This window comes from Candidatus Minimicrobia sp. QA0096, assembly GCF_963967315.1.
Taxonomy (GTDB): domain Bacteria; phylum Patescibacteriota; class Saccharimonadia; order Saccharimonadales; family Saccharimonadaceae; genus Nanosynbacter.
The window spans coordinates 282,216-306,746 of sequence record NZ_OZ017288.1 but is presented as its reverse complement, the minus strand read 5'-3'; the positions used below and the strand labels follow the sequence as shown (position 1 = coordinate 306,746).

General features: G+C 44.1%; 29 protein-coding genes and 1 tRNA gene. 20 read left to right on the top strand and 10 right to left on the bottom strand.

Annotated features, from left to right (window positions below):
* Positions 1–44: 44 nt before the first annotated feature.
* Positions 45–2,546, top strand: a complete 2,502-nt coding sequence (gene leuS, locus AACH20_RS01655) for a leucine--tRNA ligase (protein ID WP_338503536.1) — start codon at positions 45–47, stop codon at positions 2,544–2,546.
* An 8-nt stretch (positions 2,547–2,554) separates the two neighbouring features.
* On the opposite strand, the gene AACH20_RS01650 is transcribed toward leuS, so the two are convergent.
* Positions 2,555–3,079, bottom strand: a complete 525-nt coding sequence (locus tag AACH20_RS01650; RefSeq protein ID WP_338503534.1) for a hypothetical protein — start codon at positions 3,077–3,079, stop codon at positions 2,555–2,557.
* A gap of 135 nt (positions 3,080–3,214) precedes the next feature.
* On the opposite strand from AACH20_RS01650, the gene AACH20_RS01645 reads away from it, so the two are divergent.
* The 5 genes from AACH20_RS01645 (at position 3,215) to AACH20_RS01625 (ending at position 5,499) form a co-directional block, all read left to right on the top strand.
* Positions 3,215–3,361 carry a hypothetical protein gene (locus tag AACH20_RS01645; protein WP_164999843.1) on the top strand — a complete coding sequence of 49 codons (147 nt, stop codon included), beginning with the start codon at positions 3,215–3,217 and terminating at the stop codon, positions 3,359–3,361.
* A 24-nt stretch (positions 3,362–3,385) separates the two neighbouring features.
* Entirely contained in the window at positions 3,386–3,844 is a 459-nt protein-coding gene (nusB, locus tag AACH20_RS01640) for a transcription antitermination factor NusB (RefSeq protein WP_129631319.1), read from the top strand.
* A complete protein-coding gene (locus AACH20_RS01635) occupies positions 3,825–4,322 on the top strand; it encodes an NUDIX hydrolase (protein WP_164999844.1) in 498 nt (165 codons plus the stop codon). Before nusB ends, AACH20_RS01635 begins: the two co-directional genes overlap by 20 nt.
* Positions 4,323–5,039 (top strand): ribonuclease III, encoded by a 717-nt coding sequence (gene rnc / locus AACH20_RS01630; protein ID WP_338503530.1) that lies wholly within the window; start codon positions 4,323–4,325, stop codon positions 5,037–5,039.
* A gap of 70 nt (positions 5,040–5,109) precedes the next feature.
* A complete protein-coding gene (locus AACH20_RS01625) occupies positions 5,110–5,499 on the top strand; it encodes a KH domain-containing protein (protein WP_338503528.1) in 390 nt (129 codons plus the stop codon).
* Positions 5,500–5,713: 214 nt separating this feature from the next.
* Here AACH20_RS01625 and AACH20_RS01620 read toward each other — a convergent pair whose 3' ends face one another.
* Complete coding sequence (locus AACH20_RS01620; protein ID WP_338503526.1) at positions 5,714–6,283, bottom strand: hypothetical protein; 570 nt, start codon at positions 6,281–6,283, stop codon at positions 5,714–5,716.
* Between the two features lie 101 nt (positions 6,284–6,384).
* Here AACH20_RS01620 and trmD point away from each other — a divergent pair, with 101 nt between their 5' ends.
* A complete protein-coding gene (gene trmD, locus AACH20_RS01615) occupies positions 6,385–7,053 on the top strand; it encodes a tRNA (guanosine(37)-N1)-methyltransferase TrmD (protein ID WP_338503524.1) in 669 nt (222 codons plus the stop codon).
* Between the two features lie 178 nt (positions 7,054–7,231).
* Positions 7,232–7,651 carry a hypothetical protein gene (locus AACH20_RS01610; RefSeq protein WP_338503522.1) on the top strand — a complete coding sequence of 140 codons (420 nt, stop codon included), beginning with the start codon at positions 7,232–7,234 and terminating at the stop codon, positions 7,649–7,651.
* A 21-nt stretch (positions 7,652–7,672) separates the two neighbouring features.
* Here AACH20_RS01610 and AACH20_RS01605 read toward each other — a convergent pair.
* Positions 7,673–7,747: transfer RNA gene (locus AACH20_RS01605), tRNA-Gln, on the bottom strand.
* 79 nt (positions 7,748–7,826) lie between these two features.
* On the opposite strand from AACH20_RS01605, the gene AACH20_RS01600 reads away from it, so the two are divergent.
* From AACH20_RS01600 to AACH20_RS01590, 3 genes are read left to right on the top strand one after another with little or no spacing between them, the layout of a single operon-like run.
* A complete protein-coding gene (locus AACH20_RS01600; RefSeq protein ID WP_338503520.1) occupies positions 7,827–8,309 on the top strand; it encodes a phosphatase PAP2 family protein in 483 nt (160 codons plus the stop codon).
* Positions 8,310–8,354: 45 nt separating this feature from the next.
* Positions 8,355–8,849 carry a hypothetical protein gene (locus AACH20_RS01595; protein WP_338503518.1) on the top strand — a complete coding sequence of 165 codons (495 nt, stop codon included), beginning with the start codon at positions 8,355–8,357 and terminating at the stop codon, positions 8,847–8,849.
* Positions 8,850–8,867: 18 nt separating this feature from the next.
* Positions 8,868–9,938 carry a DNA recombination protein RmuC gene (locus tag AACH20_RS01590; protein WP_338503516.1) on the top strand — a complete coding sequence of 357 codons (1,071 nt, stop codon included), beginning with the start codon at positions 8,868–8,870 and terminating at the stop codon, positions 9,936–9,938.
* Between the two features lie 52 nt (positions 9,939–9,990).
* On the opposite strand, the gene AACH20_RS01585 is transcribed toward AACH20_RS01590, so the two are convergent.
* Entirely contained in the window at positions 9,991–10,926 is a 936-nt protein-coding gene (locus AACH20_RS01585; RefSeq protein WP_338503514.1) for an MIP/aquaporin family protein, read from the bottom strand.
* Between the two features lie 57 nt (positions 10,927–10,983).
* Here AACH20_RS01585 and AACH20_RS01580 point away from each other — a divergent pair, with 57 nt between their 5' ends.
* The 4 genes from AACH20_RS01580 to AACH20_RS01565 all read left to right on the top strand — a co-directional run bounded on the left by AACH20_RS01580 (position 10,984) and on the right by AACH20_RS01565 (position 14,182).
* On the top strand, positions 10,984–11,220 hold the full coding sequence (locus AACH20_RS01580; RefSeq protein ID WP_232272729.1) for a hypothetical protein: 237 nt from the start codon (positions 10,984–10,986) through the stop codon (positions 11,218–11,220).
* Between the two features lies 1 nt (position 11,221).
* Positions 11,222–12,265 (top strand): phenylalanine--tRNA ligase subunit alpha, encoded by a 1,044-nt coding sequence (gene pheS, locus AACH20_RS01575; RefSeq protein WP_338503510.1) that lies wholly within the window; start codon positions 11,222–11,224, stop codon positions 12,263–12,265.
* A 122-nt stretch (positions 12,266–12,387) separates the two neighbouring features.
* A complete protein-coding gene (locus tag AACH20_RS01570; RefSeq protein ID WP_338503508.1) occupies positions 12,388–13,710 on the top strand; it encodes an FAD-dependent oxidoreductase in 1,323 nt (440 codons plus the stop codon).
* A gap of 10 nt (positions 13,711–13,720) precedes the next feature.
* Entirely contained in the window at positions 13,721–14,182 is a 462-nt protein-coding gene (locus AACH20_RS01565; RefSeq protein ID WP_338503506.1) for an HIT family protein, read from the top strand.
* Between the two features lie 7 nt (positions 14,183–14,189).
* Here the strand turns inward: AACH20_RS01565 and AACH20_RS01560 are convergent, their stop codons facing one another.
* The gene (locus AACH20_RS01560) at positions 14,190–15,185 is read right to left on the bottom strand and encodes an alpha/beta hydrolase (protein ID WP_338503504.1); all 996 of its coding nucleotides are present in this window, start codon (positions 15,183–15,185) and stop codon (positions 14,190–14,192) included.
* A 52-nt stretch (positions 15,186–15,237) separates the two neighbouring features.
* The gene (cyaB, locus tag AACH20_RS01555) at positions 15,238–15,804 is read right to left on the bottom strand and encodes a class IV adenylate cyclase (RefSeq protein WP_338503502.1); all 567 of its coding nucleotides are present in this window, start codon (positions 15,802–15,804) and stop codon (positions 15,238–15,240) included.
* Positions 15,805–15,889: 85 nt separating this feature from the next.
* Between cyaB and AACH20_RS01550 the strand changes: the two genes are divergently transcribed.
* A complete protein-coding gene (locus AACH20_RS01550) occupies positions 15,890–16,231 on the top strand; it encodes an ASCH domain-containing protein (RefSeq protein ID WP_338503500.1) in 342 nt (113 codons plus the stop codon).
* A 67-nt stretch (positions 16,232–16,298) separates the two neighbouring features.
* On the opposite strand, the gene AACH20_RS01545 is transcribed toward AACH20_RS01550, so the two are convergent.
* The 3 genes from AACH20_RS01545 to AACH20_RS01535 all read right to left on the bottom strand — a co-directional run bounded on the left by AACH20_RS01545 (position 16,299) and on the right by AACH20_RS01535 (position 18,021).
* On the bottom strand, positions 16,299–17,198 hold the full coding sequence (locus AACH20_RS01545) for a hypothetical protein (protein ID WP_338503498.1): 900 nt from the start codon (positions 17,196–17,198) through the stop codon (positions 16,299–16,301).
* Between the two features lie 95 nt (positions 17,199–17,293).
* A complete protein-coding gene (locus AACH20_RS01540) occupies positions 17,294–17,686 on the bottom strand; it encodes a hypothetical protein (protein ID WP_243809928.1) in 393 nt (130 codons plus the stop codon).
* Between the two features lie 68 nt (positions 17,687–17,754).
* Positions 17,755–18,021: a hypothetical protein gene (locus AACH20_RS01535; protein ID WP_243809929.1), complete on the bottom strand. Its 267-nt coding sequence runs from the start codon at positions 18,019–18,021 to the stop codon at positions 17,755–17,757.
* 229 nt (positions 18,022–18,250) lie between these two features.
* Here AACH20_RS01535 and pheT point away from each other — a divergent pair, with 229 nt between their 5' ends.
* The 4 genes from pheT to AACH20_RS01515 are packed head-to-tail and all read left to right on the top strand — an operon-like array spanning position 18,251 to position 22,960.
* Positions 18,251–20,764 carry a phenylalanine--tRNA ligase subunit beta gene (gene pheT / locus AACH20_RS01530; RefSeq protein ID WP_338503496.1) on the top strand — a complete coding sequence of 838 codons (2,514 nt, stop codon included), beginning with the start codon at positions 18,251–18,253 and terminating at the stop codon, positions 20,762–20,764.
* 58 nt (positions 20,765–20,822) lie between these two features.
* A complete protein-coding gene (locus tag AACH20_RS01525; protein ID WP_338503494.1) occupies positions 20,823–21,500 on the top strand; it encodes an FKBP-type peptidyl-prolyl cis-trans isomerase in 678 nt (225 codons plus the stop codon).
* The gene (locus AACH20_RS01520) at positions 21,493–22,425 is read left to right on the top strand and encodes an NAD(P)/FAD-dependent oxidoreductase (protein ID WP_338503492.1); all 933 of its coding nucleotides are present in this window, start codon (positions 21,493–21,495) and stop codon (positions 22,423–22,425) included. Before AACH20_RS01525 ends, AACH20_RS01520 begins: the two co-directional genes overlap by 8 nt.
* 4 nt (positions 22,426–22,429) lie before the next feature.
* Positions 22,430–22,960, top strand: a complete 531-nt coding sequence (locus tag AACH20_RS01515; RefSeq protein WP_338503490.1) for an inorganic diphosphatase — start codon at positions 22,430–22,432, stop codon at positions 22,958–22,960.
* A 42-nt stretch (positions 22,961–23,002) separates the two neighbouring features.
* Here the strand turns inward: AACH20_RS01515 and AACH20_RS01510 are convergent, their stop codons facing one another.
* Entirely contained in the window at positions 23,003–24,520 is a 1,518-nt protein-coding gene (locus AACH20_RS01510) for a RelA/SpoT family protein (RefSeq protein ID WP_243809934.1), read from the bottom strand.
* Positions 24,521–24,531: the final 11 nt, after the last annotated feature.

Here is a 24,531-nt window from a genome sequence, read left to right as displayed (position 1 = left end):
AATCCCGTTCGTAATGAGCGGGATTATTTGCTATAATTACAGATATGAGACGCTATAATCCGACAGAAATTGAACAAAAATGGCAAAACAAATGGGAAGCTGACGGCACTTACGCGGTTGATTTTAATGACACGACTCGGCCGAAATATTACAGTTTGAGTATGCTTCCGGGGATTACAGGGGCGGGAATTCACATTGGTCACGGTCGTACTTTTCAATTTGCCGACATCAAGGTGCGATTCAAGCGTCAGCAGGGCTATAATGTCTATCATCCAATCGGCTGGGACAGCTTTGGTCTGCCGGTTGAAAATTACGCTATTAAAGTCGGAAAAACGCCGCGTATGGCACACGATGAGGCGAAAGTCCACTTTAAGGAGCAATTGAAGCGACTTGGGTTTAGTTATGATTGGACAAAAGAAATTTCTACAGCCGATCCAGAATATTACAAATGGACTCAGTGGATTTTTACGCAATTATATAAGCACGATTTGGCATATCAAAAAGAGCAGCCGCAGTGGTGGTGTGAGACTGATAATACAGTGCTTGCTAACGAACAGGTTGAAGGTGGCAAATGTTGGCGCTGCGGTAATCCTGTAACCAAGCGAAATCTCAAGCAGTGGTTCTTTCGAATTACGGCGTATGCAGATGAAATTTTAGAGGCAACCGATGCGCTTGATTGGACGGAAATGGTTAAAACCATGCAGAAGAATTGGATTGGTCGATCAGTTGGTGCGGAAGTTGAGTTTGCGGTTAGTGGTCAAGATTCCAAGATTACAGTTTTCACGACTCGTCCTGACACGTTATTTGGCGCGACGTATGTAGCTTTGGCGCCGGAGCATCCTCTGATTCCTCAGTTGGTCAATTCTGATACGCGCGAAAAGGTTGAAGCGTATGTTCAAGCTTCGCAACAAAAATCTGATGTTGAACGTCAAGAGAATAAAGAGAAAACAGGTGTATTTACTGGCAGTTATGTCATAAATCCAGTTAATGGTCAAAAATTGCCGATTTGGGTGGCGGATTATGTTTTGGGTGGTTATGGAACCGGCGCAGTTATGGCAGTGCCAGCGCACGATGAACGTGATTTTGCGTTTGCCGAGAAATTTGACTTGCCGATTGTCCAGGTTATTGATAAGCCTGAACATTCAGCTGATACTGGCTGTTATTCTGGTGAAGGCGAATTGATAAATTCCGGACAATTTAACGGGACCAGGAGTGAGGATGCTCGCGAGCAAATTGTTGCGTGGCTGGAGCAGCAGAATTCTGGGCGAAGTAAAACCACGTATAAAATGCGCGATTGGTTGATTTCTCGTCAGCGCTATTGGGGTGCTCCAATTCCAATTGTTCATGTTGATGGTCGTGCACCAATTGCTGTGGCTGATGAATGTTTGCCGGTGATTTTGCCAGAGGTAGAGAACTTTAAGCCGACGGGCGGGAATACTTCCGTTTTGGCTCAGGTTAATGATTGGGTGCGAGTCTGGGTGGATGTTGAAACTGGAAAAACTGTACCGATTACAGAAAGTAAGCCTGACGGCGACAATTGGGTAGAAGGTCGACGCGAGACCGATACTTTGGACGGCTATGCTTGCTCTAGTTGGTATTTCTTGCGATATCTTGACCCGCACAACGATAATGAAGCGTGGAATCCCGAGAGAATTAACCATTGGATGCCAGTTGATTATTACAATGGCGCCGATCACGCCGTAGCTCACTTACTATACAGTCGTTTTTGGATGCGATTTTTCTATAAGCTCGGCCTTGTTCCAACCCCTGAGCCTTTCAAGCGAATGATGTACAATGCATACATTATGGCACCAGATGGTCAGAAAATGTCCAAGTCTAAGGGTAATGTCATTGATCCAATGGAGATTATGGACAGTGGATACGGCGCCGATGCGCTGCGAGTTTATGAAATGTTCATCGCTCCTTATGACATGGACGCGCCATGGGATCCTCGTGGTGTTCCGGGGACTTACAGGTTCTTAAATCGAGCATGGAACTTGGTTCAGGAGTTCGTTGATAATAATCCAAATGACTCTCTTGACGCGAATGAAAAAACAACTCAAGAACTATTGCGACTGACTCATTCGACAATTAAAAAAGTTACTCGCGATATTGAAGACGAGAAGTTTAATACAGCTGTAGCTTCGATGATGGAAATGGTCAATGGCCTGTATAAGATAAAAGAATCGCAAGGAATTGACATGTTAGATGAATGGCGATTTGCATTAGAAAGCTTGATTCAGATTTTGGCACCTTTTGCTCCGCATATCACAGAGGAATTGTGGCATGAAATGGGTCATGATGATACGGTTCACATTGGTCACTGGCCAAAGTGGGATGAAAAATATCTAAAGAGCAGCGTGATGACTATTATAGTTCAAGTGAATGGCAAGCTTCGTGCGAAACTTGAACTGCCGAGTGATGTAGATAGGCAGAGTGTTGAGGAAGCGGCTCTGGCTGATGAGAATGTCCAGAAATTCATAAACAATAAACCACCTAAAAAGATGGTTTATGTTTCAGGTAAGCTGGTGAATATTGTAGTCTAGGAAACAGTCTACTTCGCTTCTATTCCTGTTATGGCTATGCTTGGCTTTCCGTCACCGTTTATGTCACCTATGGCGATGTTGACGGTAGTTCCTGGTCGGATCTCTGTATTGCCCGTCTCATCTTTGTAGAGTTCTTTCATGCTAATGCCAGTTTCATATATGGAGCTTCTTGCCTCATTAGGGTCTATCTTATTTTCAGGATTTTCCTCGTTGTATTCTTCCATGGCTGTTTCAGCCACCGAAGTCGGATTTTCTCCCTCTTCAAGTGTGACGGTGTGAATTTCTGTATCTTCCGGTAGCTCCGTGATGATTCCATTGCTATAATCCTCTACAACTTGAGCTACTTGGTGGGCAGGGCTTGGTCCTTTTTCTGGTGATTTAGGGCTATGGAATAAGCCTAGGGCGTTTGCAACTCCAGCTACGCCTAGCGTGGCTAATGCTACTGCACCGATTTTAACTACAGATTTTGGTATTTCTATTACAGGTCTGTCGTCTTCATTGTTGTTTTGTGATGTAAATCGTTCCGTGTTCATGTTTGCTATATTACCATAAACGACATAAAAAGTCAATATTATTATCTAATTTGTAGACAAGCTCTTGAGATTGTCCAATAAAAAAGGTATAATGGTACGTAAGTTTTATGACAACCTAAAAGAGGAGAATAAATTATGGCACAACCTAAGAAACAGAGTAGCCCACGTAAAACTGGTCTTCGTCGCAGTCATTTGGTATTAAAATTGGCACGTCGCGTTAATGCAACTTCACCAGTTAAAGTGAAGACAACCAAGCGTGAAACTGGTAAAACAACAAAATAATAATTACGAACAGGACGCTTAATAATGGCATCAAACCGTCATTTGGGACGAATTGTCGCACTGCAAACACTTTATGAACATGAATTTCGCAAAGAGGTTGGCGATAGCGATGTTGACTATAAGACTATTTTAAAGCGTAATTTGGCTGAATATAAATCATCAGTTGACGATATTGAATTTATTGATAATTTGATCAGCGGCGTACTTTCGACGCAGAGTCAATTGGATGAGAAATTGCAGCCATTGGCGCCAGAATGGCCTATCAGTCAGTTGCCGCGAATTGATCGGGCAGTACTTAGAATTGGTTTATATGAATTGCTATATTGCGCAGATACCGTTCCGCCAAAAGTGGTGATTAACGAAGCTGTAGAATTAGCAAAAGCGTTCGGTTCGGATAACTCGGGTAAGTTTGTGAATGGCGTGCTTGGCACGGCACTCCGTACTCTCGTGGAGGAGTCCGACAGTGAGAACAAGCAACTTTGATAAGATAAAAAAATATTTTAGTGGCAGCAAGAAGCCATTGATTCAGGAAATTGTACGCGAGCCAACCGCTGGTGGCGTGATTTTTCGTCGTAATAAAAAGGGCGAGGCGGAATTTTTGCTATATCAAGACGCTCGCGACCGCTGGACAATTCCCAAAGGTCATATTGAGCCAGGTGAAACGGCTCAGGTGACGGCTCGTAGGGAAATCGGCGAGGAAACTGGATTGAAGAAAATTGAACTGCACGGCTGGCTGGGCAAGGTAAATTTTCGTTATCGTCGAATCGATAAATTGGTATTGATGACAACGCAAGTTTATCTAGTTAAGGCATTGGATCCTAATGAGAAACTCCAAAAGGAAGAGTGGATGAATGGTCTTAAATGGTTTAGTTTTCATGAGGCGCTGGATGAAGTTGAATATGAAGATATTGGCAAGCTGATTCTTTTGGCGATGAAACGAATTAGACAGGAGAATTTATAAATGAACGGAATGAACACTACGCCATATCAAGAATTTGCGCGCGAAAAATTAGGTTTTGAGTTTGAGAATTTGGATTTGCTAATCACGGCTTTGACTCACCGCAGTTATGTCAATGAGCATCGAAAATCCGTCCATCACCACAATGAGCGCTTGGAATTCTTAGGTGATGCGGTTTTGGAATTGGCAGTAACGGAATATTTGTTTACGCATTTTTCTGAGCCAGAGGGAATTTTGACTGCTTGGCGGGCAGCTTTGGTACGAACGGAAAGTATTGGTGACGCTGGCGATAAATTAGGTTATGGTCCGCTAATTCGTATGTCAAAGGGTGAGAAAAATGGCTCGGAACGAGCGCATTTACAGATTTTAGCTAATGCGTTTGAGGCAGTAATTGGCGCTATTTATTTGGAGCGTGGCTTTGACGATGCTCGCGATTTTATTCACAAGCATATCATAGTTAAATTAGATGGAATTTTGGAGTCGGGCAGTTGGCGTGATCCGAAGTCGTATTTGCAGGAGATTTCTCAGCGAGTTGACAATCAAACGCCGGTATATAAAGTCCTGAGCGAAGAAGGTCCAGATCACGATAAGGTCTTTACCCTTGGGGTTTTTGTTGGCGATAATATGATGGGGCGAGGTATTGGTCCGTCAAAGCAAGTCGCCCAACAGCAAGCTGCTCGTGCTGCAATTGCTAAATATAAAGAATCTGGCGAGAAATAATTAAAGTTTGCACGGCGTAAACTGCTCGTGTATAATGAAAATACAGTTTAATTCCAGGAGGAGGGGCAGAATGTCAACAATAGATCAGCAGTTTGTAGAATATACTGTAAAGGCGTTGGTTGGACATCCAGAAGACGTCGTAGTAGACCGAACAATTGATGAAAAGGGCGTTTTACTAACATTGACAGTTAATCCGGCGGATTTGGGTCGAGTTATTGGTAAGCGTGGTAGTACGGCACAGAGTTTGCGTACACTTCTGCGAGCCTTGGGTGCAAAGAATGACGCTCGATATAACTTGAAGATCGTTAACAATGATGGTTTTTCTGGTGAGCGTGAAGAAAATGATTATAATGGTAATGCTTCTGTGGATAACTCAACAGATGAAACTGTGGAAAATGAATCATCTTACGCAGAAAGCACCAGAAAAGAGCTTGCAGAACTCGACGATCTTGATATATAATTAAAACCAGTTCAAGCACAGACATTATGCGAGAACAGCTCTATGCGAGACAATGGGTAACCATTGAGAGCCTTATTTGTGCTAAAAAACCGTCCTTACTGGGGCGGTTTTTTGGTGGGGAATAATTTCTGTAAAAAGACATGAAAATAGCCCGCCGAGAGGCTCAAGCTGAGACTTAATGTCTCAACGAGCTATTCTCAGCGGGCTTTAGGCCCTAGTTGCGGGAACGAATACTCCACGCTGGGGTCGCATTGTTCCACAGCTCGTGGAAGCTATTTTCGACCCTCTGAGGGAGGTGCATTTTGCACTTCTCAGTATCGTAGACACGGCGTAGACAGACTCCAGGGGAGGCGTGCTTAAGAAAGACGTTCGCAAGCTCGCCTCCAACAGCTTCATCGAGGAAGTTGTACAGATAAATTTCGGGATAACCTTCCCAGAAGATCTCCCCGAACTCCTGGTCGAGCTGGACAGACTCCGCGTCCCTCTCTTCGTCGAGATCATACCATTCGGTGCCGTCATAGACGGTGATGGTACAGTCATCGTACAGAGAGTTTAGTGCTAGACCATAGCCATCGTCCGCCCACCAAACGGAGCTAATCTCGCATCCGGACAAAATCTCCAGTGCCGCTTCCTCCGACTGCTCGTTGGAGGCGTTTGGCTCCATAGAGACCGAGGCAGTGATAGTGACAGAGACATGCCCGTCGGGTGCTTCCTCCACGATAGAGTAAGCTAGCAGACCGCATTCCGCGAGAGTCATTTCCCATGATTCAGCGTCCTTGTGCATGATGCATCCTTCTTGTCTAGGATCTACTTCTGTTCGGTTGAACAAAAGCTGATATATATCATACCTGGACAAAAAAGTCAATACTTGCTACACTGTAACAGATGAGAAAATTTCAAGTAATTACGCTTTTTCCGGAAATGATGACGGGAGTTTTTAACAACTCCATGATGTGGAAGGCACAAAAAGACGGTATTGTGGAGCTTGCGACGGTGAATCTGCGGGAGTTTGGTTTGGCCCCGCGGCGTCAGGTAGATGACACGCCGTATGGCGGCGGCGACGGGATGCTTCTTATGATTGAGCCGTTATGGAAAGCGGTAGAATTTGCTAAATCTCAAGATGAAACAGCGAAGGTGGTATTAATGAGTCCGCGCGGGCAGCGCTGGAAGCAGGCCAAGGCTCAGCAGGAAGCAGATGATGACAGGGGTGTGATATTCATTTGCGGGCGATACGAGGGTGTCGATGAGCGAATTTTGGAGTTGGTCGACGAGCAATGGAGTATTGGCGATTTTGTGCTGACGGGCGGAGAGCTGGCGGCAATGATGATGATTGATTCTATTGTTAGGTTGATTCCTGGAGTTTTGGGCGGTGAAAAATCTGCGGAAATTGAGAGTTTTTCAGATGGAGAAACGTTGGAATTTCCACAATATACACGACCTGAGGAGTTTAAAGGTTTACGTGTGCCGGACGTATTGTTAAGTGGTCATCACGGAAAAATAGCAGAGTGGCGTGCCGAGCAGTCTCGAATATTAACAAAGAAAAATACCCCATAGAGACGGGGTATTTTAAGTTGTGGTGGATTTGTCGTAGAGCGAAAGATACTGTTTTATGGTGTTTATTTTTGTAACGTTCGCTGATTTAACTTTATGACGTTTTTATAAAAAGTGCAAGTGCTTTCGTAAAAAATACAACAAGCTTGAGCTTTTTTGACGCGCAAGCTATACTGAAATTATGTCTAGAAAAGTGAATAAAATTGTTAAATTGATTGCAGGACTATTAATAATGGTGCCATTATTATGTCAATTATTTACGTTTGAGAAGTTTTCTGCGGTCCTTACTTCTGTAGGGATTATGCCATATTTAAGCCTTCCGATTGTGATAATATTGGTAGTTGTTGAGCTAATATCGTTGCCGTTTTTGATTGATATGAATATATCAAAAAGAATTACTCTGACGAGCAGAGTGGCTGGTTTTTTGAGTTTGGGGATTATGACGGTAATTAGTTTTTTGGCGTTTGCGAATGGGCACGCGGCAGTGATATTTGGTGCAACGATAAAGAATGTGAATAATGTGGCTGCGATTTTTCTGGTATTCGTGATGTGGTCTTTGTTGATCTGTGCAAATTTATCGACGAAAAAAACAGCCAAATAATTGGCTGCTAAATTTCAAACTTGGCTGGGATGGAGGGATTCGAACCCCCGAATGGCGGGACCAGAACCCGCTGCCTTACCGCTTGGCGACATCCCAACGGCAAACACAATTGTACTATAGAAAAATGATTTCCGCAAGCGTTTACTGACTAGCATTGACGCGATATACTGGTAGTATGGATTTGCAATGGATCGTGAAGCTAATTGCTGACGGACTAGTGGTGCCGGTCGTGCTAATTGGTGTGTACGCGCTGATAAAATTGGTGCCAAATAAAGAGAAATATCAAGTTTATAGTCAGGTGTTGATGGCTGGTTTGACTGCTTACGTGGCGGCAAAAATTATCGGGTCAATTTATCAACCAGATCAGATGCGCCCGTTCGAGATTCTGGGAGTGTCTGCTGGTGCGTCATTCCTTAATAATCCGGGTTTTCCGTCCGATCACGCGCTATTTACAATGGCAATTACTTTGGCGGTATTTTTCGGAGCAAAGAGTTGGCGGTTGGCTGTTGTTTGTTTGGTTATGACAATCTTAATATGTGTTGGTCGGGTTATCGCTCTGGTGCATACGCCACTTGACGTTATTGGCGGATTATTGATTGCCTGCGTAGGGATTATTTGGTATAAACCGATGAATCTCCTGAAAAAACATAATATTTAAGTATATACATTTGCAATATTGACAAGTTTACGTTACAATTTACGTATGAAATTATTGTCGGCTATTTTCCGTGAAGAAATATCAGATTACACATATCCATTTTCAAGGCGAGTTTTCTTGAGGATTTTGGCGATTTTAGTTGCTAGCGGCGTGGCTATTTGGTTGCTGGCACTTGCGTTTGATAAATTTATGATTACACCCGTATTTTGCGCGAACGCTGAGCATATTTCTATTTGCGCAAACAGCACAAGCATCGCATCTTACGTCGCGTTGGTTTTGGCGGGAATTATGCTAGTTCCAGTGTTGGCGGTATTTGACATCAAGCGACCTCTGCTAGTAGTGATCGCGGCAACTGTGTCATTGTGGGGTGCTACATTATGGGCTGGCGGATCTTGGATTTTGTCATTGCTATGGGTAGTTTTGGCGACAGTTTTGGTATATTTGTCGTTAATCTGGTTAAATAGAATTCGTGGCAACGGCGCAGTAATTTTATTTATGACTTTATTCGCAATCTTAGCACGAGTTGTCTTGGCGCTATAATCACTGTACACTAAGTGTATGGAAATCATTATCATTATTCTCTTAATTGTTATTACTATTGGTTTGGGTGCGACTTTATTTGTCCTGCAATCAAAAATCAGTGAGCTAAAAAATCAATCATCCGTCGAGCTAATTAAAACCGATGTCGTGGAATTGGGGCGGACTATTGCAAAACTGAACGAATCCGTTAGCGATAAGTTGGAGCGAAGCAATGCGCAAGTCCAGACTTCCGTACAGAAACAATTGTCAGAAAGCGCGAAGTTGGTGGCTGACGTGACGCAGCGATTGGCGAAATTGGATGAGACTAATAAGCGTGTGGTTGATGTGGCAACTGATCTGAAAACCTTGCAAAACGTGCTGCAAAACCCAAAGCAACGCGGGGTTTTTGGGGAGTTTTATCTGGAAAGTGTGTTGGATAATGCTTTGCCAGCCAAGCAATATCAAATGCAATATCGTTTCAAGGATGGGGAAGTTGTCGATGCGGTTATTTTTCTGGACAAGGGTCAAATATTGCCGGTGGACAGTAAGTTTTCTTTGGAGAATTACAATCGCATGATTAACGCCGAGACAAAATCTGAGCGTGAAATGTGGCTAAATAAGGTGAAGGCTGACCTTAAGGGGCGAATCGACGAAACTAGTAAATATATTCGTCCGCGCGAAAACACCATGGACTTTGCTTTTATGTTTATTCCTAGCGAATCTTTGTATTACGATCTTCTGATTAATAATGTCGGTCAGGGCGGTTCGAGTCGCGATCTGATTGAATATGCGTTCCGAGATAAGCGAGTGATTATTGTTAGTCCGACTAGTTTTTTGGCGTATCTACAGACTGTTCTTCAGGGGCTTCGTAGTTTGCAGATTGAAGAGCAAGCTAAGGATATTCAAGTTCGAGTTGGTCAATTGGGCGTTCATATTAAAAAGTTTGACGAGTTGATGACGAAAATGGGTAAGAGTCTTAGTACGACCGTTGGTCATTATAACAATACGTACAAGGAATTGGGGAAGATCGATAAGGATGTTGTGCGAATTTCTGGTGGCGATAACCAGGCGCAGCCGGAGCTGATTGATCGGCCGACTCAAGAAGATTGACATAAAAAATACCCCGCCGATTAAGCGGGATATTTTATTGTGAAGTTATAATCTATTCTTCGTCTTTGTTTCGGTAATTGACGAGTAGAAATAGGTTGCCACCTAATGCTGCGCCGATTAGGGTAGCGGCAATTACTTCCAGGCTAAAGCGTGAATAGCTTTTTTCGCCTTCAGCTGGCAATACTCCGTTGCTACGTAGTTGAGAGTCGGTTTTCTCTGTAATAGCCAAAGAAACTGCCGGGTTCAAAGTTGCGCCTGAGATGTAGATTTCGCGTGGGTAAGTGCGGCCGTTTTTCTCAGTTTGAGCAGTACTTTGCTCTTTTTGGATTTTTGCAATAGCAGTACTTTTAATGTACGAAGAGATTGAGCCAGATACGACAAGACCAATCATCAATGCTAAGCCAATTCCAAAAGCTTGACCAGCTGCTTTGATTTCTTTGCGCTGCAATACTGCGGCGATGCCAAATACAAATACAGCGGTACCGACTAATTCCATCGCGAAGATATTCCAAGAGAATGCAGTAAATTGGTCGAAGCTTAGGGCGAATCCGCCGTTTGTTAATGAGCCAACAAGCACGATAGCTGCCATTGCACCGAGGAATTGTGCGCCCCAGTAAAATGGTACAAGTACGGTCTTTAGCTTACGCATTGTCCATAGACCAAACGTGACAGCTGGGTTTACGTGTGCGCCAGAAATGTTGCCGATAATTGCAACGATAAACATCAATGCAAAACCGACATACATCGATGACAAAATATCTGATGCGAACAATGCGGCAAGTGTCAAAATGAATGTGCCGATAACTTCCGCAATAACGATGTTAATTAAGTTGTCTGGTAATTTAGAATCTAGTTTGACACGCTTGCTTTTAGCGGTAGATTCAGTAACGACGTACTTGACGGTCGTTTTGGTTTCAGTCTTAGCGGCAGCGGTTTTCTTTTCTGCAGCTTTAACTGGGGCTTTCTTTGAAGTTTTCTTCGTAGCCATATTCCCTCCTTAAAGTAATATCACGACTATTATAACATAATTTGCTATACTGTAGTTATGGGATTATTTGTAAATCAACAAGATCAGCGTAGTGAATTGCAAGAGCGAATTGCGGCGGAATTAAGAGAGAAGGCGAAAGCTTCGAGTTTGCAAGAAAAGGCAACTATGGACGGCGTCGACGACATAAGATATTTGGAAGGCACGAAACAGACGACGACTTTGGCGTGGGCGTGGATTTTAATTGCTATTATGGCTGGTGTGGTGATTGTAATGTTTTTAATGCAAGGACGATAAAATGGTTGACTTAGACGAATTGAGAAGAGAAATAGTTTTGGCGGTTTCGCAATCCAAATCTCCGCGTGAGTTTTTACGTGATCGACGGCTTAGAGAATTGTATGATCAAATCAAGTCATTGCCACCAGTTGAGCGTGGTCCGTTCGGCAAGCAGATTAACGAGCTGAAACAAGCTGTTGAACAGGCTATTGCTGTGCGACTGGAAGAGCTGGAAAAAGTTGACTTGAAATCTATTGACGTTACGGCGCCGATGGATATGAATTCACACAAGCCTGAACTTTTGCCGAGCGAACAAGGCACGATTCATCCGCTGAGCGCTGAAATTGAGCGCATTTCTGAGATCTTTAATCGTATGGGATTTGTCACGGAAGAGTCCAGAGAGATTGACGATCAATTCCATATGTTTGAGAGTCTGAATTTTCCAAAAGGTCATCCAGCGCGCGACGATTACGATACGTTTATGACCGAGGAAACTGATTCTAATGGCGACCGTTTGATTGCTCCAGCGCATACGTCGACTATGCAAAATCGTGTGTTAATGAAATATCGCGACAATTTGGAAAAAGGCGAGGCTATTGCCGCTATCGTTCCTGATCGCGTTTTCCGCAACGAAGATTTGGATGCGCGCCACGAGCATACGTTTTATCAAGTCGAAGGCGTGTACGTTTCACGCCGAGTTAATGTTGGCAATTTGATTGCCACGCTGCAAGAATTTTTGCAGGAATATTATGGCAAGAAACTTGACGTTCGCGTTAATCCATTTTACTTTCCGTTCACCGAGCCGAGCTTCGAGTTTGCATTAAGTTGTCCGTTTTGTGAAGGAAAAAATCCTGATTGTAAAGTCTGCTCTGGGGAAGGTTGGATTGAGCTATTGGGCTGCGGAATGATTCATCCGAATGTACTGAAAGCCGCTGACATTGATCCGAACGAATACACTGGCTTTGCCTTTGGTTGCGGCATTGACCGGCTGGTAATGATGAAATATGGCATCGAAGACGTGCGGTATTTTGAAAGCGGTAAGTTGGACTTTTTGGAACAGTTTTAAGGAGCTATTACACACGATAATAGTAGTAGCTCAAAAACTTGTAATAAAAGAGGCAGTTCTGTGTGCCGATAGAGAATTTGTTGCAGCGAGAGAGATCGCTAAAAAAGATAGGAGGAGGTAAAATGGATACACAACAATTTGACGCACTCATCATTGGTTTTGGCAAAGCTGGCAAAACATTGGCGGTAGCGCTGGCAAATGCGGGAAAAAAGGTAGCGCTAGTGGAGCGGTCGCCAAAGATGTATGGCGGCACCTGTATTAATATTGCTTGTATTCCTACTAAGGTGCTAGTCAATGCAGCCGAACATCATCAAAGTTTTGATGAGGCGATGGCGCATAAGACAACAGTGGTAGCGCGGTTGAATGAGAAGAACTATCATATACTTGCGGATCGTGAAACAGTGAGCGTCATTGAGGGTGAGGCATCGTTCGTAGATGATCGTACTGTGAAGGTTGTGGCGGGTAACGACGAGCTAGTAGTTAGTGCACCGCAGATTTTTATTAACACCGGTGCGGAATCAATCATCCCAGATATTCCAGGTGTTGATAAGCCGTTTGTGTATACCAGTACTGAATTGCTGGATAGAATGACGCAGCCAAAACAGCTAGCTATCATTGGTGGCGGTTATATTGGGTTAGAATTTGCCTCAACTTATGCCAAACTTGGTACAAAAGTAACAGTATTTGAGAGGGGCGATGCCCTGCTTGCACGTGAAGATCCAGCAATTGCTCGGGCTGCTACTGAAGCATTGCAGGCACAGGGTATTGAGATTGTGTTTAGTGTGGATGTGACAGCGATTGAGGGTGAGTCTACTGCGACGATTCGCACAGTAAATCATGATGATTACGCTGGTTATGATGCGGTTTTGATGGCTACGGGTCGTCGCCCGGCAACGATGAGCTTGAATTTACCAGCTGCTGGTGTAGCGACGGATGAGCGCGGGGCAATTGTGGTTGATGAAACACTTCGCACTAGTCGGTCGCATATTTGGGCAATGGGCGATGTAACGGGCGGGCCACAATTTACCTATGCGTCGCTGGACGATTTTCGGATTGTGAGAAGCCAGTTGCTGGGTGACGGTCTGTACACTCGCGCCAAACAAAAAACCTTGCCGTACACGGTCTTTATGCAAACGCCGCTAGGTCGGGTGGGTATGACAGAGGCTGAGGCGCGTGCGACGGGGTGCGAAATTATCGTAAAAGAGCTGCCTGCTATGGCGATTCCACGCCTGCATGTTGATAATGCTACAACAGGATTGCTGCGTGCGGTGATTGATGCAAACACTGAACAAATTTTGGGTGCTAGTTTATTGTGTCGCAACTCACCAGAAGTCATTAATATTATCAAAACTGTAATGGATAATGGCCTGCCATATACTGTGCTGCGTGACCAAATATTCACTCATCCAACGGTGAGTGAGGCATTAAACGATTTATTTGCATAAAGGAATAATTATGAATCACACAATTTTTGACGACATCGTATCTGGAAAAATGAAATCTTGGAAGATTTGGGAAGATGAGAAATTCCTAGCATTTTTAACACCGTTTCCGAATACACCAGGTTTTACTGTGGTGATTCCGAAACAGAATCCGGGCGATTACGTATTTTCTTTGGATGACAATCTATATTCTGAAATGATGCTGGCGGTGAAAAAAGTTGCTGGTATTTTGGAAAAAGCGTTTGACACTCCACGAGTGGCGCTGATTTTTGAAGGCACGGGTGTGGCGCATGTGCATGCCAAATTGATGCCGCTTCATGGCGATTTGGCAAAGGGAATTGGTTCGCCAGTGTCACACGAGCAAGCGTTTTATGAGAAATATCCTGGCTGGCTAACTACGGCTGACGGTCCGAAAATGGACGACGCTCAATTGGATGAAATTCAGGCACGAATTTTGGCCGCCCAAGATAAATAGTAATTTTCTATTTTGATTCTAATTTTACGTCTTTTCCTTCGTACATATCCAAGTAGAACGGATATAGTTTGGCGGCGTGCTTTTTAACCTCGTCTTGGTTTAAGGCTACAATGTCGTGACCGATACCAAATGAGGCTGGAATTGAATAATATTGGAATTTGGCGCCAGAAGCCGCAGCCATTTGCTTGGGTATGTTGACCGCGAGATTTTTATCAATTGCGGTGTCGTTTTCGCTCGTTACAACCCCGACATATTTTAGCCCTGGAGCTTTTAGGTCGGATTTATAGTTCTTAGCGATTATTATATATTTTCCAAGAGCGCGATATGACAAATTGCTACCCGTGAACGAATCTGGAAGAATATTACGTCCGTAAAGATTTCGTAAAAGCGGGATTTTCCAGGAAGGGGTTTCTGACGCTGAAGGCTGATAAAAAGGTGATAAAAGTAGCGCTCGTGATATGGTTTGGCTGTTGTGCTGCGTAATCCAAGTTGCCATATTTGCGCCGCCAGAAAGTCCGACAACTCCCGTTTCATCGCCCAAACCACTAAGTATGCTGGTGCTGGAGTTCATAAATTGTGCCATTGCTGGAATGGTAATTTCTCCGTGTCGTTTGTTGTCTGTCAGGCCGTGGCTGGGAACGCGGGGAATATAGACGTTATAGCCGGCATTGAAAAAGGTGTCGCCCAAGTCTGCGAATTGCTGTGGGCATGCGCTTACGCCATGAATCATCATGACGGCTTTGGTGGTTTTTTTACCGTGGGTTTTAATAATCGATCGGCATTCTGGTCTAACGTCGGTATTTGAAGTGTCTTCGCTAACAGTACGATTTGCAGCGGCGATGGCATCGTTGTAGTTCAATTTTTCAGAGCTTGAAGATTGCAATTGCTTGGATGTTGCTGGCCAAAAGAAGGCTGCGGCGACTAGTAAAGCAGTTATAACGACAATTGAGCAGACTGCCCAAATAGTAATTTTTATGATGCGATTTTTTCGTGAAGTATTCATGAGTATATTATATTGGTTGCGAGTGGAGTTGTGAAGTTTTGTGGTGATCTTCTTAATAGCCCATACAAATGTCTCTATAAGGTCGCGTCACAATTTCCATTGAATTTAGACCGAGTTTGGCTTCAATTTCACTAATCGTCATCAGTGCGCCAGTCTCATCATCCGACAAAACCTCAACTTCTACGAAAGTTCCGGCGCCTTTGATTTCGTCGATGGCTACCGTTGCCTGCGGAAAATCAGAGGATTGAAACGAGCGACGATATTTGTTGACCTCGACCAGATGCACCATGCCGAGGCTTGCCAGTAGCTGCTTGGCGGTTGCCGTGTCTTCGGGCTGAATTGGCAGGTTTGTCTCGGGCTTGATGATTACATTATTTTCCGTATGTGTCGCAGCGGTCGTTGCTGGCTTATATGTTATCTCAGCAAAACTATCGCGCTGGCGAATCCGCAAGCATTCAACCGTCTGCATAAAGTCGACGTCAGGACGAGAATAATACGTATCAATTTCGTGAAGATTACTCTTTAACTCAAAACCGATGTTTTGCAACCGCTCGATTAGCTCTTCAATATTGCCCGTTAGCTGGCGCTTGCGTTCGATTTCTAGTAATTTTTTGGTCATTTGATAGCCTTTCTTGTGGAAGTGTAGATATTTGAATATTTATTTATATGATGGTTTAATTATAGCAAGAAAGGCAAATAATTTTATGACCACACACCAATTAAAATTGGCGACTGAGCCGTTTAATGCTATTATTTCTGGCAATAAGACTATCGAGTCGCGACTATATGACGCCAAACGACAGAAAATCCAGATTGGGGATCTAATTATTTTTACAAATAGAGATAATTCCGAGCAAACTGTTACCGCTGAGGTTGTTGGTTTGCTGAGATACGCGACATTTCGTGATTTATTTTCTCACAATAATCCGCGAAAGTTCGGCGGCGATAATGTCGAATGGTTAGAAAATCAAATTTCTGAATTTTATTCTATTGAAGACCAAAAGATTTATGGCGTGATTGGTATTGAGTTTAAGGTTTGCCGGTAAGCTTGCATATTGGCGGCGTTAATATTTCCTCTTCAGAATCTTTTCTCTACTAGAAAACCAGCTAGAGCTAATAATCCAGGACTATCGTCGCCTTTACTTGTTTTAAGATTGTGTTCATATTTGCGACGTTTATAGTTTTCGCTAGGTCATTTTTGGCTAGTGGCGTAGCGGTTTGTTGATAAAAATATATGGGCGCTGAAATATAAAATGGGTCAGACGTGAAAGCTTCGGCAAGGTTTCTTAGGCCGGTTGCGTGCGAGGATATGTTAAAGCTTTGTAAATATGTTTGTATAGTTTCACTTGAGCTCAGTCGAGCAAGGTCTGTATTTTTTACGGTGTAGGTTTGGCTGGTGTAATTGCCGTCATAGTACGCTATAAACTTTCCGGGGCTGGACGGGTAGGCTGAGATTTTATCGAAACAAATGTCGCGCACTAGATCTAAAAGTATTGGGTATGTACAGAAAAATGCGGCAGTCAATTCATCGCTGGCGTCAGCAATTTCTATATCAATCTTAACGTCTGTAAAATCCTTCGGACTATGACTGATTTTAAGAGGAGAAATTTTAGATTTTGGGTGTGAATTGCTGGGAGTGGTTTTTTGACTATCGATAAAATATTTTTGACAAAGAGCGAGCTGTTCTTGTAATAATGTCATGTCTGTTATATCAATGTTGGATTGCATCTCGGCTTCTATGTGTGAGATGGACTGTTGAATAAGGGGTATTTCAAAAGGCGTAATATCGTTGATGGTTTTTTCAAATAATGTATTAGACTCGCTTGTGAATAGTGCGGACGCAAAAAATACGCTTGATTCGCTAGTCGTGCCATCCAACTCTCCAACGAAAGCCCGGTTGCCGCCAATTTTTTCTGTTTCCTTTAAGAATCGCCTAATAATCAGATGCTCAAACAAGTGGCACGTGTCGTGGTCTGCTGGTAAATCGTAGGCAGAGTATAGCTTATGAATCATAGGTTTATTATAACAAGGTAGTAACCCCACTCAGGTAGCTTTATGCTACCAGGACGGGGTAATCTAGAACTTAGAAACACTCAGTCGGCATAAACCTACCAACTCCGCTTTTGTTTGACTGCTGCCAGATAATAGTGGCAACGGCCATTTGGGTCTGAGATGAAAAATAATTCTTCTGCTTCATCATTTGGACAGATTCTGAGGTGTTGGTCATTGGCATACGGCTTGATAAGATATGTGAATTCAAACTCAAAACCACCAGACATTTTCTTTACCTGTTGACTCTCGTCTGTTGGGTCGGGATAGTCAATTGCTACAAGTATGAGCGACATGAGCGACTGGCCAGCTGTTGTTTGAAATAGATAATAGACCGCATCTGGATATAGCGTGATGAAAGAAGCAAATTCACGAACGTACGTCGCTTCATTCAGTACAGGAAAGGCCTGAGTGATAAAATCTGGTATTGTGATGCCGATGCTATTTTTCATGTCTTTATAATTGTACTATTTTGAGTGTGAAAAATGGACAGTTTTATGACGTGTCCAGGTCATATAGCTCAGAAGAGCCCGGTCAGGTGGTCTCGCAGGCGCAGGTCGTTGCCATTCATGATCGTGAACTTATTATCCACGATCACATGACCTCCCTCGCTGTCAGGCAGTCGCCAGAACACAATGTTCTCGCCGAGTGGGCCACCGGTAGCCTTAACATGGCCATGACCATCACCAGGGATGTTGCCATACCTGCCGCCGTAGTAGACGTTGATCATCCCTCCAGACCGCTGGATTCTCGCTTCTTTTCCGTCGAACCAGCCGAACTGTTCCATGATAACTCCTTCTGGAGTCGGGCAGAGAAAGACTATTCTCTGCGAAGTGGGACGTCTCAAACCCAATGGTTTTGAGCGAAACGCCGACCTCTGCGAGTGCAAAGGCTGATATATATATCAATAACAGAACGCGATGTCAACTAATTATGTAATATATTTTGACAATTGTTGATTTGCACCGCGGATTTCCGTCGAATCATTGATAGTAAGGTGATATAATTATACTAGTATGAAAGTTAGCTTAAATCTTATAAAACAATTAATTGACTTTGAACTACCGCCGGTGGATGAGCTGGTTGCGCGGGTAAATCAGCAACTTGGTGGCGTTGAGGAAGTGATTGACCTGAAAGCCAAATATGGTGGCGCGCGCATTGTGCGAGTTGTTGAGTGCGAAAAGCATCCGAATGCGGATCGTTTGAGTGTGACTAAAATTGACGATGGTGGCGTAGCGGACGTTCCAAGGGATGATAATGGTTGCGTGCAAGTGGTTTGCGGTGCGCCGAATGTTCATGCTGATATGTGGGCAATTTGGTTGCCGCCAAAAAGTACCGTCCCAGCGAGTTTTGATGACGCCGAGCCGTTCGTGCTGGATGCGCGACCGCTGCGTGGAATCTTAAGCCAGGGTATGCTGGCGGCGGCTGATGAGCTGGCGATTGGTACAGATCACGAGGGAATTATTGAGATCAATGAGCGTGATATTCCGGCGGGTGTTACACTTCAGGCTGGCGCGAGCTTTGCGGAAGTGTTTGGGCTGGACGATTACGTGCTGGAAATTGAGAATAAGATGTTTACACACAGGCCGGATTGTTTTGGGCAACTTGGCGTGGCGCGCGAAATTGCTGGCATTTTTCATCAGCAGTTTAATAGTCCTGACTGGTATAATGCTATTCAAGAATTCGCAAATAGCGATGGCTTAGAGCTTGAAGTGTTTAATGAAGCTAATGAGCTTGCGCCCGCATTCTCTGTGATTGCTATAAAAAATGTAGATATTCATTCAAGCCCGTTGTGGTTGCAATGTCAATTAGTCGCAATGGGCGGCAAGCCTATCAATAATATCGTTGACGCGACAAACTACGTGATGTTTATGACGGCGCAGCCGACTCACGCTTATGATTATGACAAGTTGCGCGGGCATAAACTCGGCGTGCGAATGGCGCACGATGGTGAGAAAGTCGGTTTGCTTAATGGCAAGGAATATGAATTGACGGCTGACGATATTGTGATCGCTGATGGCGAAGGTGTGATTGGGCTAGCGGGAATTATGGGCGGCGCTGACGCTGAAGTTTCGGCTGAAACGAAGAATATTGTCCTTGAATGTGCCAATTTTGACATGTACGCACTGCGACGTACGGCTATGCGTCACGGAATTTTCACCGACGCTCTGACTAGGTTTAATAAGGGGCAGTCGCCAGCACAAATTAACCCTGTCTTAAAATGGTTAATTGGTATGGTTGGTGGTGAGCAAGCTAGTCCTATGCTATTTAAGAATCATTCTTCATTACGACAGGTGTTGGTCGATGGTAAGCACTGGCACGGTGGATTGTTGATTCCTAAAAGGTTTGTCGAAGAACGTCTGGGTGTTGACTTTGCCGAGAATGAGATTGAGGCACTGCTAAAGAATGTTGAATTTATCGTTGACGATGGTAATAAATATGGCGAAGCTGGCGTGATGGTTTACAGTCCATTTTGGCGAACAGATATTGAGCTTCCTGAGGATGTCGTTGAGGAAGTTGGGCGACTGTATGGTTTTGATAGATTGCCGCGTCATTTGCCAGAGCGAAGCATTAAGCCTGCGCCGAAGAATGAGCGTCGTAAATTGAAACAGAGAATTCGCCAAAGTTTGTCGCGAGCTGGAGCAAACGAAGTTTTGACATATAGCTTTGTCCATGAGCGAGTTTTAAAAAATTCTGACCAAGATCCGAGCCGTGCGTATCGCTTGAGTAATGCGCTTAGTCCAGACTTGCAATATTACCGAATTAGCATTTTGCCGAGTTTGTTGGATAAAGTTCACGCCAATATAAAATCTGGGCATGACGAATTTATATTGTTTGAAATTGGCAAAATTCATGATAAGAAATTAGGATTTAACGATGAGAATTTGCCGATTGAAAAGACTTTCATTGACGGAGTTTATGCGAATAAAAAACCTCAAGTTGGCGCGCCGTTTTACAAGGTGAGGAAAATTGCCGAAAGATTGATGAAGGATTTGGGCGTTGAGGTTGATTTTGTGAAGATTGCGAAACCTGACGGCGACGTTCCGGCGCCGTTTGATGCGAAACGCAGCGCTTGGATTATGGCGAAGAATGGCGACAATTTGGGAGTTGTTGGCGAGCTGGTTTCATCTGCTCGACGCAACTTCAAATTGCCAGATTACACCGCGGCGTTTTCTATTGATATTGAAAAATTGCAGGAAAATCTGAGTAAAAATCAGGTCTATGATTACCAGCGGTTAAGTCGTTTTCCATCGACTGCCAGGGATATTTCATTGAAGATGGATTCGAATGTTGATTACGCGAAGGTTTATGCTTACGCCGAAGAAGTTGCGAAAAAACACGGTGAGCTACAAATTGACATAACGCCGATTGCGATATATCAGCCAAAAAATGACGATTCGACAAAAACTGTAACTTTGAATGTAAAGTTTACGAGCGCTGAGCGGACGCTGGAAGATAAAGATATTGCGCCGATTATTGAGGAGATTGCCGCCATGGCTGCGGAAGAATTCGACGCCGCTCAGGTTTAATGCGATTTGTTGCGCTTGATAAAAATTGCTATAATTGAAAGGTAAATAAAGGAGGAATATGGCAACTACAAAAGGCCAGAGAATAGGTATTTGGGTTATTGCCGGCATGATGTTTTTGGGGACCGTTGGCGGATTTGTCGCTATGATGGTGGCGCCTGGAAATGAAGCCAAAGACCAAGCCGCGTTTAAGAAAGCTCAGGATGAATATACCAAGGCTACTGACGAGCGAAAAAAGAAAGTAGAGGCTCAGGCTAATGAATTGAGTCAAAAATATTACGGCAAGTTTTCTGAGTTTAGCTCACGAGTTGGCGCGTTTGAAGCCGGTGACGTGAAAGAGCTTGTTAAGGAAGATTTGGTTGAGGGCGAAGGCGCTGAAGTTAAGGACGACACCAAGTTGGCTGTTTATTACATTGGCTGGAATGCTAAGGGTGAGATTTTCGATCAATCAATCGCTGACGGCAAATTGAAAGCTCCGCTCAATATGGACGGCCCGGCAAATACTGCAGTCATTCAGGGTTGGAAAGAGGGTTTGATTGGTATGAAAATTGGCGGCGTGCGCGAGCTAACAATTCCAGCCAACAAGGCTTATGGCGACAAAGCTCAGGGCGATAAAATTCCTGCAAATTCTCCGCTTAAGTTTGTGGTGATGGCTATTGAAAAGCCAGCTGATATTCCAGAGCCAGAAATGCCAGAAGTTATGAGGCAATATTATCGATCGCGAGGTTTTAATGTCTAAAGATATTGTTATTGTTGGCGCTGGTCCAAGCGCGTTAACGGCGGCAATTTACTTGTCGCGCGAAGATGTCGACACGACGCTATATGAGCGTGGCGTGGTCGGCGGAATGGCGGCGATTACTGATCAAATTGACAATTATCCTGGATTTGCTGAGGGCGTTACGGGAATGAAGCTGGCGTCTGAATTGCAACAACAGGCGGAGCGATTTGGTTCGAAGATTGAGTATGGTGATGTGACGGAATTGAAGCAAGTTGATGGCGAGTTGGAGCTGACAATTGACGGTCAATCTGTCCGCGCGAAGTCAGTTTTGCTAGCGACTGGCTCGAATTACCGCAAATTAGGTGTTCCGGGCGAAGATGAATTATATGGTCGAGGCGTGCATTACTGTGCGACTTGCGACGGTGCGTTTTATCGTGATAAAAATCTAATCGTTGTCGGCGGTGGAAATTCTGCCGTGCAAGAGGCGATATTTTTGACGCGATACGCTAGTCACATTGATCTGTTGGTTCGCAGTAAGTTACGCGCCAGTGACATTTTGCAAAAAGATTTGCAGAAGTATGTCGATGATGGAAAAATTACCGTTCACATCGGTGCAACGACTGATGAAATTATTGTCAAGGACGATAAGTTTTACGGCGTTAAATCGACCCAAAACGGCGAGCAGAAAGAATTTACCGCTGATGGATTATTCGTATTTATTGGGCTAATTCCGAACACGCAATTCCTGACAAACTCGGATGTTGAGCTGGATTTGGGCGGACACATCATTACTGACGAACATCTGCACACTAATATTCCTGGCGTTTTTGCTTCTGGCGATGTACGCTCGGGGGCAACTATGCAAATCGCTTCGGCGGTTGGTGAAGGCGCAGTAGCTGCGGTGCAGATTCGTGAATATTTACAAGAAAAAGCCAGAGAGGAGTAAAAAAATGGCAGATTTTAATCAAATTTTAACACCTGGTGATGTCGAAAATGGCATCGTAAATGTAGTTGTTGAGATTCCACAGGGATCAAGTCATAAAATTGAGTGGAACCGCGAGCTTGCAGTGATGCAGTTGGATCGTGTTGAGCCAGCTATTTTTGCAAAGCCAACAAACTACGGTTTCATTCCACAGACTTTGGATGAAGATGGCGACGAATTGGACGCGCTAATTATCGCCGACGAACCGCTGACAACCGGTATTTTTATGGAGGCAAAAGTTATCGGCGTGCTGGAATTTGTTGACGACAATGAAGTTGACGACAAGGTTATCGTTGTGCCGGCCGACGACCGAAACACGGGCAACGCAATCAACTCACTAGAAGACCTACCTTCACAATTGTTGAAGCAAATTGAACACCATTTCAATCACTACAAGGATTTGAAGAAGCCTGGTTCAACAGTAGTCAAGGGATTCGGCGACGTAGAAAGGGCAAAGCAAATTATCCGCGAGTCAATTACTCGTTGGAACGAAAAATAAATCGCGTTTGATTATTGATTAAAACCGAGAGACTGGCGAGCGTTACTTGTGTCGGAAGAACGAGGAAACGCCGCCAGTTAATTGTTGTAAGATGCCGTTTGAGCGGGATAATTGTAAGCGCAATTTATCTTTGGCGTGTGGTGTAATTATGACGTCCCGCCAATCTGGTTTTGGACGAGCGGATTTGCTTGTTAATACTTCAATTGTGTCGCCGTGCTGTAATTTGTAATTGAACGGCTTCATTACGCCATTGATCTTAAATCCACTTGCGCGGGCTGCGATGTCGGAGTGAATTCGGTAGGCATAATCCAAGGGAAACGCTCCGCGAGGCAAATCATAAATATCGCCCTTTGGTGAATATACGAAAATCCTGTCAGAAAACAGCTTCATTCGGAATTTGTTGGAGTCGAATCGCTTTCCTTCGCTAATTAGAGCGGCGGCTTCTTGAAGTTCGCGAATCCACGATAAATCGGCTGGCATAGTTCCGATTTTTCCTTTTTTATAGGCGTCGGTCAATTTTTGCTCATTGTAATGGAAGCTGGCCGCTAATCCACGCTCGGCGTATTCGTGCATTTCTTTGGTTCGGATCTGAAACTCGACGATTTGTCCGCTCGGAGTTTGCACGGTTGTGTGAAGACTTTGATAGCCATTTGGCTTTGGATTGGCAACGTAATCTTTAATCCTCTCGTACATCGGTTGATACATATCGTGTAAGATTCCCAGAACCAGATAGCCGGTCGATAAATCATCGACAATTATTCTTAGGGCAATCAAATCATAAATCTTATCAATATCGCCAACTTTGTCCAATTTCTTAAACAGACTATAAACGCTCTTAACGCGTCCGTCCATCTGGAAAACCAGCTTTTCCGCCTTTAGTCGCGCTTCAACTTCACGACGAACGTGATCCAATTTTCGTTGCGATTTTTTCAGTCGACTGTCCATCAAATTTTTGGTTTCCTGGAAAGCTTTCGGCATCAAATATCTAAAGCTCAGCTCCTCCAATTGAACACGAACTCGTCCCATATTTAAACGGTCGGCCAGCGGCGCAAAAACTTCAATCGTCTCTCTGGCGATTTTTTTCTGCTTTTCTGGCGTCATAAATTGTAGCGTTCGCATATTGTGCAGGCGGTCGGCTAGCTTGATAATTATCACGCGCACATCTTCGCCCACGGCAATCATCAGCTTGGTCAAATTATCCTTCGTGTGTGGCAAATAACTATCCAAATTTCGCATCCCGGCGCGAGCTTGTGAAACTTTAGTTACGCCATCCACCAGAAACGCCACATCGCGCCCAAACAAACTCTCCAAATCGTCCAAAGTTGCGTCGGTATCTTCAACGGTGTCGTGCAGAACTCCCGCCACAACCGTATCGATATCCATACCCCATTCAATCAGAATTCCCGCCACTGCCAATGGGTGATTGATGTAGGGTTCGCCACTTTTGCGCTTTTGTCCAGCGTGCTTTTCCGTGGCGTAATCAATTGCGCTCGCTAAAACCAATACTGGCACTTCGTCGTATTTTTGCTTAGCAATTGACAATAACTCTTCGCGCGTCATATTTATATTAT

Bases quoted from the DNA above. Each gene is read 5' to 3' on its own strand.
- leuS (WP_338503536.1), top strand. From the start codon at position 45: ATGAGACGCTATAATCCGACAGAAATTGAACAAAAATGGCAAAACAAA.
- AACH20_RS01650 (WP_338503534.1), bottom strand. From the start codon at position 3,079: ATGAACACGGAACGATTTACATCACAAAACAACAATGAAGACGACAGA.
- AACH20_RS01645 (WP_164999843.1), top strand. From the start codon at position 3,215: ATGGCACAACCTAAGAAACAGAGTAGCCCACGTAAAACTGGTCTTCGT.
- nusB (WP_129631319.1), top strand. From the start codon at position 3,386: ATGGCATCAAACCGTCATTTGGGACGAATTGTCGCACTGCAAACACTT.
- rnc (WP_338503530.1), top strand. From the start codon at position 4,323: ATGAACGGAATGAACACTACGCCATATCAAGAATTTGCGCGCGAAAAA.
- AACH20_RS01625 (WP_338503528.1), top strand. From the start codon at position 5,110: ATGTCAACAATAGATCAGCAGTTTGTAGAATATACTGTAAAGGCGTTG.
- AACH20_RS01620 (WP_338503526.1), bottom strand. From the start codon at position 6,283: ATGCACAAGGACGCTGAATCATGGGAAATGACTCTCGCGGAATGCGGT.
- trmD (WP_338503524.1), top strand. From the start codon at position 6,385: ATGAGAAAATTTCAAGTAATTACGCTTTTTCCGGAAATGATGACGGGA.
- AACH20_RS01610 (WP_338503522.1), top strand. From the start codon at position 7,232: ATGTCTAGAAAAGTGAATAAAATTGTTAAATTGATTGCAGGACTATTA.
- AACH20_RS01600 (WP_338503520.1), top strand. From the start codon at position 7,827: ATGGATTTGCAATGGATCGTGAAGCTAATTGCTGACGGACTAGTGGTG.
- AACH20_RS01595 (WP_338503518.1), top strand. From the start codon at position 8,355: ATGAAATTATTGTCGGCTATTTTCCGTGAAGAAATATCAGATTACACA.
- AACH20_RS01590 (WP_338503516.1), top strand. From the start codon at position 8,868: ATGGAAATCATTATCATTATTCTCTTAATTGTTATTACTATTGGTTTG.
- AACH20_RS01585 (WP_338503514.1), bottom strand. From the start codon at position 10,926: ATGGCTACGAAGAAAACTTCAAAGAAAGCCCCAGTTAAAGCTGCAGAA.
- AACH20_RS01580 (WP_232272729.1), top strand. From the start codon at position 10,984: ATGGGATTATTTGTAAATCAACAAGATCAGCGTAGTGAATTGCAAGAG.
- pheS (WP_338503510.1), top strand. From the start codon at position 11,222: ATGGTTGACTTAGACGAATTGAGAAGAGAAATAGTTTTGGCGGTTTCG.
- AACH20_RS01570 (WP_338503508.1), top strand. From the start codon at position 12,388: ATGGATACACAACAATTTGACGCACTCATCATTGGTTTTGGCAAAGCT.
- AACH20_RS01565 (WP_338503506.1), top strand. From the start codon at position 13,721: ATGAATCACACAATTTTTGACGACATCGTATCTGGAAAAATGAAATCT.
- AACH20_RS01560 (WP_338503504.1), bottom strand. From the start codon at position 15,185: ATGAATACTTCACGAAAAAATCGCATCATAAAAATTACTATTTGGGCA.
- cyaB (WP_338503502.1), bottom strand. From the start codon at position 15,804: ATGACCAAAAAATTACTAGAAATCGAACGCAAGCGCCAGCTAACGGGC.
- AACH20_RS01550 (WP_338503500.1), top strand. From the start codon at position 15,890: ATGACCACACACCAATTAAAATTGGCGACTGAGCCGTTTAATGCTATT.
- AACH20_RS01545 (WP_338503498.1), bottom strand. From the start codon at position 17,198: ATGATTCATAAGCTATACTCTGCCTACGATTTACCAGCAGACCACGAC.
- AACH20_RS01540 (WP_243809928.1), bottom strand. From the start codon at position 17,686: ATGAAAAATAGCATCGGCATCACAATACCAGATTTTATCACTCAGGCC.
- AACH20_RS01535 (WP_243809929.1), bottom strand. From the start codon at position 18,021: ATGGAACAGTTCGGCTGGTTCGACGGAAAAGAAGCGAGAATCCAGCGG.
- pheT (WP_338503496.1), top strand. From the start codon at position 18,251: ATGAAAGTTAGCTTAAATCTTATAAAACAATTAATTGACTTTGAACTA.
- AACH20_RS01525 (WP_338503494.1), top strand. From the start codon at position 20,823: ATGGCAACTACAAAAGGCCAGAGAATAGGTATTTGGGTTATTGCCGGC.
- AACH20_RS01520 (WP_338503492.1), top strand. From the start codon at position 21,493: ATGTCTAAAGATATTGTTATTGTTGGCGCTGGTCCAAGCGCGTTAACG.
- AACH20_RS01515 (WP_338503490.1), top strand. From the start codon at position 22,430: ATGGCAGATTTTAATCAAATTTTAACACCTGGTGATGTCGAAAATGGC.
- AACH20_RS01510 (WP_243809934.1), bottom strand. From the start codon at position 24,520: ATGACGCGCGAAGAGTTATTGTCAATTGCTAAGCAAAAATACGACGAA.